The 17,241-nt window shown below is 63.2% G+C and carries 14 protein-coding genes and 2 pseudogenes; 10 read left to right on the forward strand and 6 right to left on the reverse strand.

Going from position 1 to position 17,241, the window contains the following annotated elements:
• Positions 1 to 317, reverse strand: a pseudogene (locus VMR03_RS14570) (phosphoribosylformylglycinamidine cyclo-ligase); the annotation flags it as partial.
• A 206-nt stretch (positions 318 to 523) separates the two neighbouring features.
• On the opposite strand from VMR03_RS14570, the gene VMR03_RS14575 reads away from it, so the two are divergent.
• The 5 genes from VMR03_RS14575 (at position 524) to ppx (ending at position 7,343) form a co-directional block, all read left to right on the forward strand.
• Positions 524 to 1,591, forward strand: a complete 1,068-nt coding sequence (locus VMR03_RS14575) for a DUF2066 domain-containing protein (RefSeq protein ID WP_325406466.1) — start codon at positions 524 to 526, stop codon at positions 1,589 to 1,591.
• 10 nt (positions 1,592 to 1,601) lie between these two features.
• The gene (locus VMR03_RS14580; protein WP_325406468.1) at positions 1,602 to 2,711 is read left to right on the forward strand and encodes an AI-2E family transporter; all 1,110 of its coding nucleotides are present in this window, start codon (positions 1,602 to 1,604) and stop codon (positions 2,709 to 2,711) included.
• On the forward strand, positions 2,712 to 3,383 hold the full coding sequence (locus VMR03_RS14585) for an HdaA/DnaA family protein (protein WP_325406470.1): 672 nt from the start codon (positions 2,712 to 2,714) through the stop codon (positions 3,381 to 3,383).
• Positions 3,384 to 3,494: 111 nt separating this feature from the next.
• Positions 3,495 to 5,804 (forward strand): RNA degradosome polyphosphate kinase, encoded by a 2,310-nt coding sequence (locus VMR03_RS14590; protein ID WP_325406472.1) that lies wholly within the window; start codon positions 3,495 to 3,497, stop codon positions 5,802 to 5,804.
• 36 nt (positions 5,805 to 5,840) lie between these two features.
• Entirely contained in the window at positions 5,841 to 7,343 is a 1,503-nt protein-coding gene (gene ppx / locus VMR03_RS14595) for an exopolyphosphatase (protein WP_325406474.1), read from the forward strand.
• A 1-nt stretch (position 7,344) separates the two neighbouring features.
• Here ppx and radC read toward each other — a convergent pair whose 3' ends face one another.
• Positions 7,345 to 8,091 (reverse strand): RadC family protein, encoded by a 747-nt coding sequence (radC, locus tag VMR03_RS14600; protein ID WP_325406476.1) that lies wholly within the window; start codon positions 8,089 to 8,091, stop codon positions 7,345 to 7,347.
• Positions 8,092 to 8,268: 177 nt separating this feature from the next.
• Complete coding sequence (rnd, locus tag VMR03_RS14605; protein ID WP_325406478.1) at positions 8,269 to 9,432, reverse strand: ribonuclease D; 1,164 nt, start codon at positions 9,430 to 9,432, stop codon at positions 8,269 to 8,271.
• A gap of 234 nt (positions 9,433 to 9,666) precedes the next feature.
• Between rnd and aspS the strand changes: the two genes are divergently transcribed.
• A complete protein-coding gene (gene aspS / locus VMR03_RS14610; RefSeq protein WP_325406480.1) occupies positions 9,667 to 11,466 on the forward strand; it encodes an aspartate--tRNA ligase in 1,800 nt (599 codons plus the stop codon).
• An 82-nt stretch (positions 11,467 to 11,548) separates the two neighbouring features.
• On the forward strand, positions 11,549 to 11,977 hold the full coding sequence (locus VMR03_RS14615; RefSeq protein WP_325406482.1) for a PACE efflux transporter: 429 nt from the start codon (positions 11,549 to 11,551) through the stop codon (positions 11,975 to 11,977).
• A gap of 60 nt (positions 11,978 to 12,037) precedes the next feature.
• On the opposite strand, the gene VMR03_RS14620 is transcribed toward VMR03_RS14615, so the two are convergent.
• Entirely contained in the window at positions 12,038 to 12,610 is a 573-nt protein-coding gene (locus VMR03_RS14620) for a fasciclin domain-containing protein (RefSeq protein WP_325406484.1), read from the reverse strand.
• 299 nt (positions 12,611 to 12,909) lie between these two features.
• Here VMR03_RS14620 and VMR03_RS14625 point away from each other — a divergent pair, with 299 nt between their 5' ends.
• Positions 12,910 to 13,866, forward strand: a complete 957-nt coding sequence (locus VMR03_RS14625) for a hypothetical protein (protein ID WP_325406486.1) — start codon at positions 12,910 to 12,912, stop codon at positions 13,864 to 13,866.
• An 86-nt stretch (positions 13,867 to 13,952) separates the two neighbouring features.
• On the forward strand, positions 13,953 to 14,909 hold the full coding sequence (locus tag VMR03_RS14630) for a hypothetical protein (protein WP_325406488.1): 957 nt from the start codon (positions 13,953 to 13,955) through the stop codon (positions 14,907 to 14,909).
• Between the two features lie 12 nt (positions 14,910 to 14,921).
• On the opposite strand, the gene VMR03_RS14635 is transcribed toward VMR03_RS14630, so the two are convergent.
• Positions 14,922 to 15,479 (reverse strand): tetratricopeptide repeat protein, encoded by a 558-nt coding sequence (locus VMR03_RS14635; RefSeq protein ID WP_325406490.1) that lies wholly within the window; start codon positions 15,477 to 15,479, stop codon positions 14,922 to 14,924.
• A 339-nt stretch (positions 15,480 to 15,818) separates the two neighbouring features.
• Here VMR03_RS14635 and VMR03_RS14640 point away from each other — a divergent pair, with 339 nt between their 5' ends.
• Complete coding sequence (locus VMR03_RS14640; protein ID WP_325406492.1) at positions 15,819 to 16,439, forward strand: hypothetical protein; 621 nt, start codon at positions 15,819 to 15,821, stop codon at positions 16,437 to 16,439.
• Between the two features lie 21 nt (positions 16,440 to 16,460).
• Here VMR03_RS14640 and VMR03_RS14645 read toward each other — a convergent pair.
• Positions 16,461 to 17,241 (reverse strand): annotated as a pseudogene (locus VMR03_RS14645) (vitamin B12-dependent ribonucleotide reductase); the annotation flags it as partial.

Consider the following 17,241-nt stretch of genomic DNA (forward strand, 5'->3'; position numbering starts at 1 on the left):
CCCTGCACGACGAGATCGTTCACGGACATTGCGACGAGGTCGATGCCGACCGTGTCGTGGATGCCGGCTTCGATGGCGACCTTGAGCTTGGTGCCGACGCCATCATTGGCGGCGACCAGCACCGGGTCCTTGAGCCCCGTCGCCTTGAGGTCGAAGAGGCCGCCGAAGCCGCCCAGCTCCGCGTCGGCACCGGGCCGGCGCGTCGATTTCGCCAGTGGCGCGATGGCCCGGACGAGCGCGTTGCCCGCGTCGATGTCGACCCCGGCCTGGGCGTAGGTGTAGCTGTTCGGGCGGTCCTTGCCGGAGCTTTGGGTCATGGGCGAGAGGGTCCGTTCGGGGGGAATCATTGGGGCACAAAACACCCGAAATCGCAGTCCCGCGCAAGGCGCTCCGGGCAGAAAAGGGACGCCGCCGGAAAACGACTTATCCCCGCTTCGCGTGGCCCGTGCGATACTATAGCCTGCGATGCGGAAAAAGGGGTCCCGGCGGGGCTAAAAGTATTATGAATCAGGGGCTTGGGTCGATGAGAGCGGCGTTTGGACTGGTCACGGGGCTGTTGCTGGCGGTTTTCGCGGTGGCACCCGCGGCGGCGGGCGATCTTTATACGGTCAAGGGCGTCCATGTGGACGAAACGGCCAAAAGCTCGGCCGAAGCCCGGACCGTCGCGCAGGCGAAGGCGCAGCAACTGGCGTTGGGCGAGCTTCTGAAGCGGCTGACGCTGCCGGAAGACTGGCCGTCGCTGCCGCAGGTGGATGCGCGGACGGCGCAGGACGCGGTGCGGGGCTTCGCGGTCGCCAGCGAGAAAACGAGCTCGACCCGCTACATCGCCGACCTCAATGTCAGCTTCCAGCCGGATACGGTGCGCCGGATGCTGAGGGCGCGTAACATAGCCTTCGGCGAGACACAGGCGAAGACGGCGGTGTTGCTGGCGGTGCTCGACAAGCCCGGCGCGCGGCTGCTCTGGGAAGACCAGAACCCCTGGCGCGACGCCTGGGCCTCGGTCGATCTTGCCGACGCGATGACGCCGCTGGTGATGCCGATGGGCGATGTGCAGGAATTCACGACGGTGACGGCGGCGCAGGCGGTGGCCGGCGACAAGGCGGCGCTGGCGGCGCTTGCCACGCGCTACGGCACGGACGAGGTGGTGGTCGCGCAGGGCGTCACGGACGCCGCGGGTACGAAACTCGACGTGACGCTGACGCGTTATGGCGCGGGGGGCGCCGAAGCGCCGATCAGGAAGACGTTTGCGGGGCAGGGGGCGGATTTTGCCGGCCTCGCACGGAGTGCCGCGTCGGCCTCGCTGCTGGCGCTGGGCGAACCCTGGAAGCGCGAAACGGCTGTGCGGGCGGGCGAGAAAGCGCAGCTCACGGCGTCGGTGTTCTTCTCGGGGCTCGACCAGTGGGAGGCGATCCGCAAGGCTCTCGGCAGGGCGGCGCTGGTGGAAGGTATGCAGGTCGAAGGCATCGCCGCGAACGGCGCGGAGGTGCAGATCAATTATCGCGGCACGCCGGACAAGCTCGCGCTGTCGCTCGCCCAGGCCAATATTGCGCTGGCGCAAGATGCCGACGGCTGGTCGTTGCGGCTGAGATAGAGAGGATTTCATGAGCATACAGCGCCAAACCGCCATCTGGATCGGCGGCGTCATCGTTTTCGCGCTGATGCTCTGGCTGCTGAAGGGCATCCTGCTGCCCTTCGTGGCGGGACTGGCGGTCGCCTATTTTCTCGACCCCTTCGCCGACAGGCTCGAGGCGCGCGGACTTTCGCGGCTGATGGCGACGACGGTCATCTCGGTCTTCTTCACCGTCGTCGTGCTTGCCGTCGCGATCCTCTTCCTGCCGCTGCTCTATCAGCAGACGATCGCCTTCATCGACGTGTTGCCGAACATCGTCACCGGCGCGCGCAGCGCGCTCAACGATCTTAGCCATGGCAAGCTCGCACATCTGATCGGCAGCAATTCCGACGTCCAGAAGGCGGTGCGCGAAGTCGCGAGCGGGGGGCTGTCCTGGCTTCTGAGCCTGCTGCCGACGCTCGGTTCGCAGGGCCTTGCGCTGGTCGGCCTGATCTCGCTCATCGTCGTGACGCCGGTCGTCGCCTTCTACATGCTGCTCGACTGGGACCGGATGGTCGCGCGGCTGGACGAGCTTCTGCCGCGCGAGCACGTGGAGACCGTCCGCGGCCTGGCGCGGGAGATCGACGAGGTGCTCGCGGGTTTTCTGCGCGGACAGGGACTGGTGTGTCTGTTTCTCGGCACCTTCTACGCGGTCGGGCTGTCGGCGGCAGGGCTCACATTCGGCCTCGTGGTCGGCATCATGACCGGCATTCTGAGCTTCATTCCGTATCTCGGCACGGTGACCGGCTTCGTCGTTTCGGTGATGCTCGCCTGTTTCCAGTTCTGGCCGGATTTCGTCAGTATCGGGATCGTCATCGGTATTTTCGTGGCCGGCCAGTTCATCGAAGGCAATTTTCTTCAGCCCAAGCTCATCGGCGACAAGATCAGGCTGCACCCTGTCTGGGTGATGTTCGCCCTTTTCGCCTTCAGCTCGCTCTTCGGTTTCGTCGGCGCGCTGCTGGCCGTGCCTGTCGCCGCGGCGATCGGCGTGCTGGCGCGGTTCGGGGTCGCGAGCTACGAACACAGCAGGCTTTACCGGGGCGCAGAGATGCCGCGTCCGGCGACGGCCGAGGCGGCGGGCAGGGACGCGGACGAGGGCTGAATGGAACGCCAGCTCGTCTTCGAACTTCGTCATCGCATCGCGCATGGCCGCGAGGATTTCCTTGTGGCGCCGTCGAACGAGGCGGCGGTGGCGCTGGTCGACGCCTGGCCGGACTGGCCCGGGCCGACGATCGCGATTTCCGGGCCGGCGGGAAGCGGCAAGACGCATCTCGCGGAAGTCTGGCGGGCGGCGAGCGGGGCCGCGAGGATCGAGGCCGGGGCGCTTACCGAGGCCGATGTGCCGGCATTGGCGGCTTCCCGCGCGGTCATCGTTGAAAATCTCGGCGCGCTGACGGATGCGGGCGAGCGCGCTCTCTTCCACCTTCTCAACCTCGCCAAGGAAGAAGGCGCCTTCCTGCTGGTGACCGGGCGGGAGGCACCGGCGCGGCTCACGACGCGGCTACCCGATCTCGCGTCGCGGCTTCGGGCGCTCCCTCACGCCGAGCTCGGCGCGCCGGACGACATGTTGCTTGCCGGCGTGCTGGTAAAACTCTTCGACGACCGGCAACTCCGCGTCGCCGAGCCGCTGATTGCCTATCTCGCCGCCCGCATCGAGCGTTCGATCGCGGTGGCGCGCGACGTCGTGGATGCACTCGACCGGGCCTCGCTTTCGGGCAAGCGGGCGATCACCGTGCCGCTGGCGACGGAGGTGCTGCGTTCGATGGAGAAGTGACCTTCTCTCCGCCTGAGCCGCCGGCCCCCGCAAGTCATGACTCAGTCATATGTTTGACGTAATCTTCGGTGAAAAGTGGTCGACTCCACAGAACCGCATCGGGCTTTTTCCATGAGCACCACGCCGCGCCATATTGCGACCGACGAGAAAGAGACGAAGCCCGTGAAGCCTCTGCCGCCGCTTGCCCGCAAGGCGGAGCCCGTGTCGGTTTCAGCCGCGCCGGAGCCCGAAAGCCTGCCCATCGAGGAGAAGCCCGCGCTCTCAATCGAGGTGAGTGCGACGGAGCGCTTCATCAATCGCGAACTTTCCTGGCTCGCTTTCAACATGCGTGTGCTGGAAGAGACGGCGAACGTCAATCATCCGATGCTGGAGCGGTTGCGGTTCCTTTCGATCTCGGCGTCGAACCTCGACGAGTTCTACATGGTGCGTGTCGCGGGCCTGCGTGGGCAGGTGCGCGCGGGCGTCGAGACGCTGAGCCAGGATGGGCTCACCGCGGCGCAGCAGCTCGATCTCGTCAACGATGCGGCCAACAAGCTGATGCAGGAGCAGCAGCGGCAATGGCTGCAGATCGGCGGCGAGCTGCGCGAGGCCGGCCTTTCGCTGCTCGCCCCCAACGAAGTGACGCCGGAAGAATTCGCCTGGCTCGAGAACCGATTTCTCGAACAGGTCTTCCCGGTGCTGACGCCGCTGGCCATCGACCCGGCACATCCCTTTCCGTTCATTCCAAATCTCGGCTTCGCGCTCGCGCTGCAGCTTCAGCGGCAGACGGACGGCAAGCTGATGGATGCGCTGCTGCCGATCCCGACGCAGGTCGAGCGTTTTATCCGGCTGCCCGGCCGCGAGACGGGCGAGGCGGCGGGCCAAATCCATTTCATGTCGCTCGAAGACATGATCGGGCTTTTCCTCGATCGGCTTTTCCCCGGCTACAAGGTGATCGGGCAGGGCGCGTTCCGCCTGCTGCGCGACAGCGATATCGAAATCGAGGAAGAGGCCGAAGACCTCGTGCGCTATTTCGAATCCGCGCTGAAGCGCCGCCGCCGCGGCAGCGTCATCCGGTTGAAAATCCAGGCATCGACGCCGCCGTCGCTGCGCGATCTGGTGGTGAGCGAACTCGGCGTGACGGACAAGGAGCTCGTCATGGTCGACGGGTTGCTCGGTCTCGCGCAGACGAGCCAGCTCATCGTCGACGACCGGCCCGATCTCAAGTTTCCGCCCTACAATGCGCGCTTTCCCGAGCGCATCCGCGACCATGGCGGCGATTGCCTCGCGGCCATCCGCTCGAAGGACATCATCGTCCATCATCCGTATGAATCCTTCGATGTCGTCGTGCAGTTCATTCGCCAGGCGGCGGCGGACCCGGATGTCGTCGCGATCAAGCAGACGCTTTACCGCACATCCAAGGACAGCCCGATCGTGCAGGCGCTGATCGAAGCGGCCGAGGCCGGCAAGTCGGTGACGGCGCTGGTGGAGCTCAAGGCGCGGTTCGACGAGGCCGCGAATATCGTCTGGGCGCGCAATCTGGAACGCGCCGGCGTGCAGGTCGTGTTCGGTTTCATCGAGCTGAAGACGCATGCCAAGCTTTCGCTGGTGGTGCGCCGCGAGGGCGGGGCGCTGCGCTCCTACGTCCATTTCGGTACCGGCAACTATCATCCGGTGACGGCGAAGATCTATACCGATCTTTCGATGTTCACCTGCGACCCGCTGCTCGCGGCGGATGTGTCGCAGATCTTCAACTTCATCACCGGCTATGCCGAGCCCAAGCACCTGAACCTGCTTGCGGTCTCCCCGGTCAGCCTGCGCAAGCGGCTCCTGTCCGATATCGGAGAGGAGATCGCGCATGCGAAGAAAGGACGGCCGGCGGCGATCTGGGTGAAGCTCAATTCGCTGGTGGACCCGGAGATCATCGATACGCTTTACGAGGCGAGCCGGGCGGGCGTGAAGATCGAACTCGTCATTCGCGGCATCTGCTGCCTGCGGCCGGGCGTGCCGGGGCTTTCCGAGAACATCCGTGTCAAGAGCATTGTCGGGCGGTTTCTCGAACATTCACGCATCATCTGCTTCGGCAACGGCCACGGCCTTCCGTCCGACAAGGCGAAGGTCTATATCTCCTCGGCCGACTGGATGCCGCGCAATCTCGACCGCCGCGTGGAAGTTCTCGTCCCCATCCTGAACCCGACCGTTCACGACCAGGTCATGGACCAGATCATGGTTGCGAATCTGAGGGACAATCAGCAAAGTTGGCAGCTGAGGTCGGACGGGTCTTATGAGCGCATGTCCGTGCCGGAAGGGGAAGAACCCTTCAATGCGCATACCTATTTCATGAACAATGCGAGCCTTTCCGGTCGTGGGACATCCTTGCGCGACAATCTACCCCCAACCTTCGACGTCAAAAGCGGTGACGCGAGGGCGGCCAGGGATTAGGTTCTCTCCTGCGAATTACAGACTCGTGGGGTTCCTTTGAGCGGCGGCAGGAAGTCGACCGGCCGGTTCGGCATCATCGATCTTGGCTCGAATTCCGTCCGCCTCGTCGTCTATGCGGCGGCGGTGCGGAGCCCCGTGCTCGTTTTCAACGAGAAGGTCCTGTGCGGCCTCGGTCGTACGCTGTCGAGCACGGGACGCCTCGATCCGAAGGGAATCGAGCGGGCGCTCGATGCGTTGCGCCGCTTCATCGCACTCAAGGAGCAAATCGGCATTAGGCGGCTCGTTGTTGCCGCGACGGCCGCCGTGCGCGATGCTGAAGACGGGGCGGAGTTTCTCGCTCGTGCCGAAAAGATATGCGGCTTCAAGATTCAGCTCGTGTCCGGCGCCGAGGAGGCGCGGCTGTCGGCGCAGGGCGTATTGTCGGGCATTCCCGATGCCGACGGCGTGGTGGGCGATCTCGGCGGCGCAAGCCTCGAACTCGTGGGCGTCTCGGGCGGCAAGCGACTCGGCACCGGCGCGACGCTACCTCTCGGGCCTTTACGCATCATCGATCAGTCGAAAAACAATCTCCAGGCGGCCGAGACGATCGTCGACAAGGCGTTGAAGGGGCTCGACGTCCTGAAGGACTGCCAGGGAAAGCGTCTCTATGTGGTCGGCGGCGTCTGGCGCAACCTCGCGCGCATTCACATGGCGCAGCGCCATTATCCGATCCATGTGCTGCATCAATATGTGATCCCGGCGCGCGACGCGGCCGACATCGCGAAGGTTATCGAGAAGCTGGGTCCCAAGACGCTGGCGCAGATTCCCGATATTTCCGAGCGCCGTATCGATACGCTGCCCTTCGGCGCGCTGGTTCTCGAAAAGGTCATCGCCGCGATGAAGGCGAAGGAAGTCGTCGTCTCGGCCTATGGGCTTCGCGAGGGCATCCTCTTCGACCAGCTTGAAAAGCGTGAACAGTCGAAAGACCCGCTGATCGAAGGTTGCCGCGATCTCGCCGAAAGGCTGGCGCGCTTTCCGCAGCATGGCGACGAACTGACGCCCTGGACGGCGCCGCTTTTTCGCGATGACGTCCTCGGCGAAACGCGGGAACAAGCGCGGCTCAGGCACGCCGCCTGCATCCTCGCCGATATCGGCTGGTATGTGCATCCCGATTACCGGGCGCACCATTCGATGACGCAGATATTGCTCGCGCCTTTTTCGGGCGTCGACCATTCGGGGCGGTTGTTTCTTGCGCGTGTCGGCTATCACCGGCATGAGGGACGGGGCGAGCCGGAGCTCATCGGCGATCTTTCCGGCATTCTAACGGAGACGGAAAATTACCGCGCGCTGGTGCTCGGCCTTGCGCTCCGGCTTGCCTTCACGCTCTGCGCGGCGACGACGGGCATGCTGCCGAAGACGAAGCTCGAGGTAACGAAAAACACGGTCACGCTGGTCGTGCCCAGGCGTTACGAGACGCTGCTCGGTGAAGTCGTGCAGCGCCGGCTCGCGGCGCTCGCCCGCGCCATCGACCGCAAGGGCGAGATGCGCGTCGGGCGGTGAGTCATTCCGCCGCCTGCCTTCCCAGCAATCCCTGCTCCCTGAAACTCACGTGGCCCGACCGCCCCATGACAAGATGGTCGAGTACGCGGACGCCGAGGAGTGCTCCGATCGACGAGATTTTTTCGGTCATGTGAATGTCGGCGAGAGACGGAGTGGGGTCGCCGGATGGATGATTATGGACGAGGATGACGGACGAGGCATTGAGCGCCAATGCGCGTTTGACGATCTCGCGCGGGTAGACCGGCGCATGGTCGACGGTGCCCTCGATTCGAGTTTCGCCGATCAGCATGTTCTTGCTGTTGAGGAAGAGCACGAGGAAGCGCTCCACACGAAGGCGAGAAAGGGCGACGCGGCAATAGTCGATCAGCGCATCGGTAGAGGATATCGCATGGCGCTGCCGAACCCGGTTTCTCGTCAACTGAACGGCGATCGACTGGACCAGACGAAAGAGGAGTACTATCTCCTCATCGACATTTCTCGTTTCGAGCAGCAATTCGGTGTCTTCGGCGATGACGTCGCCGAGAGTGCCGAAACGCTCGATAAGGGTTTTGGCCTGGCGCCTAGCCTTTGCCTTCTGCCCGGAACCGAAAGCAAGAAGAGCTTCCAGCAGTTCTCGGTCGCTGAAATTTGCCGTCTCGCCCGCCAGCAGCCGGGCCCGGATGCCGCCATCCGCGTTCGCGAGTGCGCCAGCGGCATCAACCCAAGGCCCGTTTTCACCACGCTCTCGTCCGGCTCGCTTTGAACGCACTAATCTACCCCAGCGGTAGGTACTGCAGTCGAATATCCGAGGTGTGATTGAAGTTTATTGTCTCTTCACCATCTAAAATACTCAGACTATTTGCTATAATACATGATTTCCCAGAAATTTAAATTGGCAATTTCTTCAACAATGCTCATACGAAATCAACTTCGTACGGACGACCTCTCAGCGCTCGCCTTTACCCGTCTCGATCAGGACGATGCGCTTGCCCTTGGCGCTCAGAGCCAGCTCGCCGCGCTTGAGGCGGAGTGCGTCGGCGCCGAAGACTTCGCGGCGCCAGCCCTTGAGGGCGGGGACGTCGGCTTCGTCATGAGCCGCGATGTGTTCGAGGTCGGAGACCTTGGCGATCAGCTTCTGCGCCACTTCGTGCTCCTCGCAGCGCATGGCGAGGAGGACCTTCAGAAGTTCGACGAGAGGCCCGATGCCGGGCGGGAGCGGTTCGGCATCCTTGACCACCGGGATCTGCGCCTCGGGCATGGCGAGGCCGCGCTCGATCGCTTCCATCAGGGCGGCGGCGGAGCGGCTGTTCGAGAGGCCCTTGGGCACGGCGCGCAGGCGGTCGAGATCTTCGGCGGAACGCGGGATCTGCGTTGCGATTTCGGCCAGCGCGTCGTCCTTGAGGACGCGGGAGCGGGGCAGGTCGCGCTCCTGCGCCTGACGCTCGCGCCAGGCGGCGACTTCCACCAGCACGGCGAGGCCCCTCTGGCCCTTGAAGCGTGTCTTGAGGCGTTTCCAGGCATCTTCCGGGCGGACGGCGTAGGTTTCCGGATCCTGCAGAATCGCCATTTCCTCGGCAACCCAGCGGGCGCGGCCGGTCTGGGTCAGGCGGCGGGCGAGGACCTCGTAGATCTTGCGCAGATGGGTGACGTCGCCGGTCGCATATTGAAGCTGTTTGTCGGAAAGCGGGCGGCGCGACCAGTCGGTGAAGCGCGATGACTTGTCGACGCTGCCGCCGGTGAGACGCTTCACCAGCGTTTCGTAGCCGACGCTGTCGCCGAAGCCGCAGACCATGGCCGCGACCTGCGTGTCGAAGAGGGGATCGGGGATCGTCTGGGCTTCGTGCCAGAAGATTTCGATGTCCTGCCGCGCCGCATGAAAGACCTTCACGACCTGCTTGTTGCGCATCAGCTCGTAAAAGGGCGCGAGGTCGATGCCGGGGGCCAGCGGGTCGATGACGAAATCGTCGTCGGGGCCGGCAAGCTGGATCAGGCAGAGCTTCGACCAGAAGGTCGAGTCGCGCATGAACTCGGTATCGACCGTGACGAAGCCGGCTGTGGAGAGACGTGCGCAGGTGGCCGCGAGGGCTTCTGTGTCTGTTATTATATTCATGGAGCGCTTCTATAACCCATCGTCGCGGCCCTGTCGCGGCGCGAGAGCGGCGCATCCATCAAGCCTGTTCACTGCCTCCCGTCCGGGCCGCGCCCGAAGGTAGAACGCCACGCAACCCAACAAACCCGCCCGACTCTTGACAAGCCGGGCTCTTCCATGCGCTTTTCGCCCGTCGGGGCGTAACATTCCGTTACGTTGCGGCGATTCGTTCTGGATTATCAAGGCTTTATAGAGATGAACCTCTATCGCAGCCACACCTGTGGCGAGCTCCGTAAATCTCATGTCGGCGAGAGCGTCCGGCTGTCCGGCTGGGTGCACCGCAAGCGCGACCATGGCGGGCTGCTTTTCATCGATCTCAGGGACAATTACGGGCTGACGCAGCTCGTCTTCGATCCGGATCACGCAGCCGCTTTCGGCATGGCCGAGAAGGTGCGCGCGGAGTGGGTCATCAAGGTCGAGGGCAAGGTCGTCGCGCGGTCGGGCGAGACGGTGAACGCCAATCTGGGCACCGGCGAGATCGAAATTCAGGTGACGTCGCTCGAGGTGCTGTCAGAGGCGCTGGAGCTGCCGCTGCCGATCTTCGGCGAGCCCGACTATCCCGAGGACATTCGCCTCAGCTACCGCTTTCTCGACCTGCGCCGCGAGACGCTGCACAGGAACATCCTGCTGCGCTCGAAGATCATCGCCTCGGCGCGCCGCCGCATGACGGAGGCGGGCTTCAACGAATTCCAGACGCCGATCCTGACGGCCTCATCGCCTGAAGGCGCGCGCGACTTCCTGGTGCCGAGCCGTATCCATCCCGGCAAGTTCTATGCGCTGCCGCAAGCGCCGCAGCAGTTCAAGCAGCTCATCATGGTGGCGGGCTTCGACCGCTACTTTCAGATCGCGCCCTGCTTCCGCGACGAGGATGGCCGTGCCGACCGCAGTCCGGGCGAGTTCTACCAGCTCGACGTCGAGATGAGCTTCGTCTCCCAGGACGATGTTTTCTCTGCGATCGAGCCCATTCTTCATGGATTATTCGAGGAGTTCGCGGACGGCAAGACGGTGACGCCCTATCCGTTCCCGCGCATTCCCTATGCGGATGCGATGCGGAAATACGGCTCGGACAAGCCCGACCTGCGCAATCCGATCGAGATGTCGGAAGCGACGCATATCTTCCGCGGCTCGGGCTTCAAGGTCTTTGCCGGAATGATCGAGAAGGACCCGAAGGTCGAGGTCTGGGCGATCCCGGCGCCGGGCGGCGGCAACCGCGCCTTCTGCGACCGGATGAACTCCTGGGCGCAGGGCGAGGGCCAGCCGGGGCTCGGCTATATCTTCTACCGTTCCGAGAACGGAGCGCTGGAAGGTGCCGGCCCGCTTGCGAAAAACATCGGTCCTGAGAGAACGGAGCAGCTTCGCGCCGAGCTCGGATTGAAGGAGGGAGACGCCGTCTTCTTCGTCGCCGGCCAGCCGAAGAACTTCACCGCCTTTGCCGGCGCGGCGCGGACGCGCATCGGCAAGGAACTGAGCCTCATCGAGGACGGCATCTTCAAGTTCTGCTGGATCGTCGACTTCCCGATGTTCGAGTGGAACGAAGACGAGAAGCGGGTCGACTTCTCGCACAACCCGTTCTCGATGCCGCAGGGCGGACTCGAGGCGCTCGAAAATCAGGACCCGCTGACGATCAACGCCTATCAGTACGATATCGTCTGCAATGGCGTGGAGCTGTCCTCGGGCGCGATCCGGAACCACAAGCCGGAGATCATGTACAAGGCCTTCGCCATCGCCGGTTACGAGAAGGAAACGGTGGAGACGAAGTTCGGCGGCATGCTCAATGCCTTCAAATATGGCGCGCCGCCTCACGGCGGGCTCGCGCCGGGCATCGACCGCATGGTGATGCTGCTGGCGGGCGTCGAGAACCTGCGCGAAGTGACGATGTTCCCGATGAATCAGCAGGCGCAGGACCTGCTTATGCAGGCGCCGTCGGAAGTGACGCCGAAGCAGCTGAAGGAACTTCACATCCGCGTCGTGCCGCCGCTCGACAAGAAGGGCTGATCGCCCGCGCCGAAAACAGGGCCGGGGCCGGAAGGCTCCGGCTTTTTTCGTTGAGGCCAGTCTTTTTCCCTGAGGGAAGCCCATGCTGCGCAGCACGAAGGAGCGGGTGTTTCAGGCGGTGCTCTACGAGGCGATCGGGCTTGCGCTCCTGACGCCCGCCTACAGCTTCGCGATGGGCCTGCCGCTCGACAATTCCTTCATCACCATGGCCTGGATTTCGACGGTCGTGGTTGTCTGGTCGGCGATCTACAACGCGGTGTTCGACCGGTTGCTGTTGCGCTGGACCGGTCGGCCGGCGCATCTGAAGACCTTTCGCATCCGCCTGCTGCATTCGGCGCTTTACGAGGCGTCGATCACGATTTTCGCCGTGCCGATCATCGCCTTCATGAGCGGCGAGGGCTGGTTCGTCGCCTTCATCGCCGATCTCGGCTTCACGGCGGTCTATTTCGGCTACACCTATCTCTTCCATCTGGTCTACGACCGGGTGAGGCCGGTGCGGGCGGTGAAATGAAAAAGGCACTTCCCACGGGGGAAGTGCCTCATTCATAGGGGCATATGTCGCTGAAGGGGTTTACTGGCCCGGGGCCTGGAGGGTGCCGGCGGCGGGGGCCGTCTGCTGGCCGGACGACGGCGCTATGCCCGATGTCGTGTCCTCGCTCTGGGAGAAGACCGGCGTCGGCAGGCTGCTCACCGGCACGATGATGCCGTTCGAGGCCTCGATTGCGGAGCCCGCCTGATCAGCGCCGAAATCGCCGCCATAGTGCAGGCCGTTGGCGCCCGGCGAGATCGTCACCGGATCCTTCTGGAAGGTATTGATGGTCTTGCCCGCGCCGACGCTTTCGGCGGTGATGCGTCCGGGGACGATCTGGTAGAGCAGCAGCGCCTGCACGTTCTGCTTGTCGCTCGGGTTCGACGGATTGGTCATGTCGTCGTAGCCGCCCTTGATCTTGTCGAAGGCTTCGTTGGTGGGGGCGAAGACGGTGCGCGGCGTCGAGGCCGTGTACTGATATTTGACGCCGTTCGCGTCGATGACCTTCACGAGGGTCGAGAATTGCGGGTCCGACTTCAACGTGTCGTAGATCGTGCCGGCGGCTAAGGCGGGCGCGCTGCCGATGGCGACGAAGGCCGCCGCGGCGAGGAGCATCCTCAATTTCGCGGGTTTCGAAGGGGTGTGCTGGTTCAGGTTCTGTGTCATGGGCTTTGTACCTCGGCAGGGAGGAGAAGGGCCGCGTCTTGTTCAACGCCGTTCAATCTAGGTACGCAATTTGACTGAAATGAGACGGCAAATAGGCGCACCTCGGCGGTAAACGCACGAGAACGGGGTTTTGCTCCCGGAGCCGACGACGTTCTGTCCACGTTCTTTCGCGCCGGATTGGACGGGTCTTACCGCGACCGATGCGTCTCCATTCGGGAAAATGAGGCAGGCAGCGGAAGGGGCCTTTCATGGCAGGCAAGACGCGCAATCTGATCCTCGTCAACCATCCGGGCGGGCAGTCGCGGCAGGATCTCGAGGAAATCGCCGCGAAAGTCGTCGCGCTGGCGCCGGAGGTCGACGTTCACATCGCGGCGCACAACGCCACCGCCGCCGAGAACGGGCTGCCGGAGGAGATATGGACCCGACCGAGCCTCACGGTCTCCTTCCGCTGGCCGGAGAAGTTCAGGCCGAAGCGCGGTCTCGTCTATACCGGGCGGCCGGTCTACAAGCTGAAGCAGCTTCAGATATTCCAGAAGGCGGGACTCAATGTGCCGCGAACCATCGCCTATGAATTCGGCCGGCCCCTCGCGCGCAACTTCTGGGGCGAACATGTGGTGATGAAGCCGACGGTGACGGAAATCGCATCTCGGGGGCGCTTCACCTATTTGCTGCGGACGGAGGCGGTGGCGCCACTGGCACCGCGACTCTTCCCATCGGAGCATCCGGTGCGCAAGGGACCTGTGCTGGTGCAGAAATATGTCGATACGGGCGAGTACGCGACCTGTTACCGCGTCCTGACGCTGTTCGGCGAGCCGCTCATGTGCTTGCTCAGCCGGGCGAAGGAAAAGCGGCCGCCGCTTGACGCACCCGACGAGGTTTTGTTGCGCTCACAGGTCGCGGCCAATGCGCAGAGCAGGATGATCAACGATCTGGTGGCGCCGCCCGACATCCTCGACTACGGCCGCCGCGTCGCGCGCACCATGGCCGGTGTGCCGTTGCAGGGGGTCGACCTCATCCGCGAGGAGAAGACGGGCAAACTTTACGTGCTTGAGAACAATTCGGGCGGCAATACCTGGAACTTCTCATCCGCACTCGCCGCGGAGAGTCGCCAGTTCATCTCCCGTGAAGAGCGTATCGCTCAATTCGGGGCCTGGGACATCGCCGCCCGCGTCCTGACGGAGCGGGTGCTGAAGGAAGCGCGCTAGCCGTTCCGGACACCGGCGAGCTTACGGTTCTCGACATGTCCGGGGCTGCATCTGACTGGGCGTCGTCAGTTTCGGGAGAAGACAAATTGGTCGTGAAGACGCGCAATCTCATCCTCGTCAATCATGTAGGCGGGCAATCGCGACAAGATCTCGAGGAGATCGCCGCGAAAGTCACCGCGTTGGCGCCGGAGGTCGATGTTCATATCGCGGCCCATGACGTCGCCGTTGCCGAGAGCGGATTGCCGGAGGAGATATGGACCCGGCCGAGCCTGACCGTCTCCTTTCGCTGGCCGGTAAAGTTCAGACCGAAACGCGGCCTCAGCTATGCCGGACGGCCGATCTACAAGCTCAAGCAGCTTCAGATATTCCAGAAGGCGGGGCTCGATGTGCCGCTAACTATCGCCTATGAATTCGGCCGTCCGCTGGCGCGGGGCTTCTGGGGCGATCATGTGGTGATGAAGCCGACGACGCCGGACACCGCTTCGCGCGGGCGCTTCACCTATCTGTTGCGCACGGAGACCGTGGGCCCCCTTGCGCCGAAGCTCTTTCCGCCACATCACCCGGCGCGCAAGGGGCCGGTGCTGGTGCAACGCTTCATCGATACCGGTGAATACGCCACCAGCTATCGGGTGCTGACGCTTTTCGGCGAGCCGGTCATGTGCGTCCGCAGCCGGGCGAACGAAAAGCGGGCGCCGCTCGATGCGCCGGATGACGCGTTGCTGCGGTCGCAGGTGGCAGCCAATGCGCAAGACAGGGCGACGAACGAGTTGGCGGCGCCGCCGGACATTCTTGCCTATGGCCGCCGCGTTGCGCGCGCCATGCCCGGTATTCCGCTGCAGGGGATCGACATCATCCGCGAGGCGGGAACGGGCAGACTCTATGTGCTCGAGAACAATTCCGGCGGCAATACCTGGCACTTCTCGTCGGACATGGCGGAGGAGGGACGAAAGGTCATTTCGCGGGAAACGCGCATCGCGCAGTTCGGCGCGTGGGATGTCGCCGCGCGCGTGTTGGCGGAGCGAACGCTCAGGGACGCGCGCTGACCGGCCCGCGGCCTAGTCGCAACTCCTGACGCCGGCGAGTTTGCAGTTGTCGATCATCTCCTCGGCGGCCTCGGTCTGCTCGGGCGTCATCAGTTTTGCGATTTCTCTGCTGTAACGCGCGGCCTGTGCGCCTTCCGCGCCGGTGAGGCCCGCCTTGCTCATTTCGGTCCACATATAGGCGCGCGGATAATCCTGCGCGACGCCCTGACCCTGCCGGTAGAGGATGCCGAGATTGAGTTGCGCGAGCGCGTTGCCCTGTCGCGCGGATTTGTCGTACCAGCTCACCGCCTTGGCCATGTCGCGGGCGACGCCGCCCTGGCCGTTGTTGTAGATCACGCCGAGATTGTATTGCGCCGAGGCGTCGCCGGACCAGGCCAGCGGTTCGAGGATTTTCAGCGCCGCCGCCATGTCGCCGCGCTCGAAAGCGGCACGGGCGTCGGCCTGCGGATTGTCCTGCGGCTGGGAGGCCTCGGGCGTGCCGATGCGGAGCGTATTGCCGTCCTCGGCGAGGGCGGCGGTGGAGAGGAGGGCGCTGAACAGGAGAGCGGTGGTCAAGTGTTTGAGATGCATCTGGCTCGGCGTCCTTCGTTGCGGGCGGCGGGCGATCCCGCGCCGCTTTCTGTTCAGCCGGATCAGAGAAGACGTGGATACGCGGGTCAAGCCCGCGCATGACGATTTTGGGGGGAGTGGTTGAAACCGCTAAACGATCAATTCCTCAGATTCGTTTGTCTGTTAATTAGTGGCAGGGTGGAATTGTGTTGAGTTGCTACATCACAGCATCATTTGGTTAGTTCTTCGTAGTCTTCTTTTGTGAGGAGCGGGTTGCGATGACATGAACTCCTTTTTTCGCAAACCTGCCCTGGTTATCTGGCTACATGCTTGAGAGGCCAATTGGAAAGATCATCACAGATGAAAAGAAGGATCTCGCAATGGTTGACCAACAATTTTGCCAACGCGATCTCGATTGCCGCGCTGCTGTTGTCTGGCTTTGCGCTCTATTTTCAATTTTTTTATGAATCTTCGGAGACTTACGTTTCAATCTCTCGTCCAGAGTGGAGCATCGCGGAAGGGCGTTTTGGGAAAGGTCCGCTGCTGGGATTTGTCGGCATCTTCGTGAATGTGGGCAACAAGCCGATAGTTGTAGAAAACGTAACGCTATCGGCCGAGCCCACTTCGTCCGAACTTTCCGACGCCGCTTGTATACTCAGTAAGGGTAATTTGGGCTTGGAATGGAACCGGTCCTTTGACGGAAAGAATGTAAGCCGGGCAATAGCTGTTGCGCTGACAGGAGGCCAAGTTTTAACGGGCTTTTGGGACTTTGAACCATTACCCAATATGATTAGAGACGCTCCCGAGTGTCAGTCGTCGAAGGGGGAATATAGCGTGGCTCTAGAATTCGACACCATTGACCACGCCGGAAATCGAAAGAGTACGGAATTTCTTCTTGGAAGATTGGTCTATACGGCAAAGCGCATATATCTATTTGAAGGGACACCGAACACTCGACGGCTGATAAAAATTTCCAACTAGCTCCTCTCTTACCGTACGACCTCAGCTACACCCGCTCGTCCCGCCGCAGGTGTCGCATTTCAGGCAGGTCCCGTTCCGCACCATCGTGAAGTTGCCGCATTCGCCGCAGGCTTCGCCTTCGTAGCCTTTCAGGCGGGCTTCGGCGACGCGGCTGAAGGAGACCGTGGTGCTCTCGGTGCGGAGGGTGGCCTGAAGGGCGAGTTCTTCGGCATGTTCGGAGGCGTCGAGGATGGCCGCCGTGGCGGTCGCGCCCGCGACCTGCGCGCGCATGGTGGCCGCACCGCCGCGCACGATATAGAGGTTCGCCATTTGCGGATTGCGGGTGAAGCCGGGGCTCACCACGCTCGAGGCCGGAAGCTTGCCTTCGTCGGCGCCGCTGCCCATTGCGTCGAAACCGATATCCTTCGGATCGACATGGCCAAGATCGGAACGGCCGAGATAGGAGACGGCGAGTTCGCGGAAGACATAGTCGAGGATCGAGGTCGCGTTCTTGATGCGGTCGTTGCCCTGGACGAGACCCGCCGGCTCGAAGCGCGTGAAGGTGAAGGCGTCGACATATTCCTCGAGCGGCACGCCATATTGCAGGCCGAGCGAGATCGCGATGGCGAAGTTGTTCATCAGCGAGCGGAAGGCGGCGCCTTCCTTGTGCATGTCGATGAAAATCTCGCCGATCTTGCCGTCTTCATATTCGCCGGTGCGGAGATAGACCTTGTGGCCGCCGACCAGCGCCTTCTGCGTGTAGCCCTTGCGGCGGTCGGGAAGTTTCGCGCGTTCGTTGGCGCGCTCCACGACGCGCTCGACG

The sequence above is a fragment of the Parvibaculum sp. genome, from assembly GCF_035511255.1.
Classification (GTDB): domain Bacteria; phylum Pseudomonadota; class Alphaproteobacteria; order Parvibaculales; family Parvibaculaceae; genus Parvibaculum.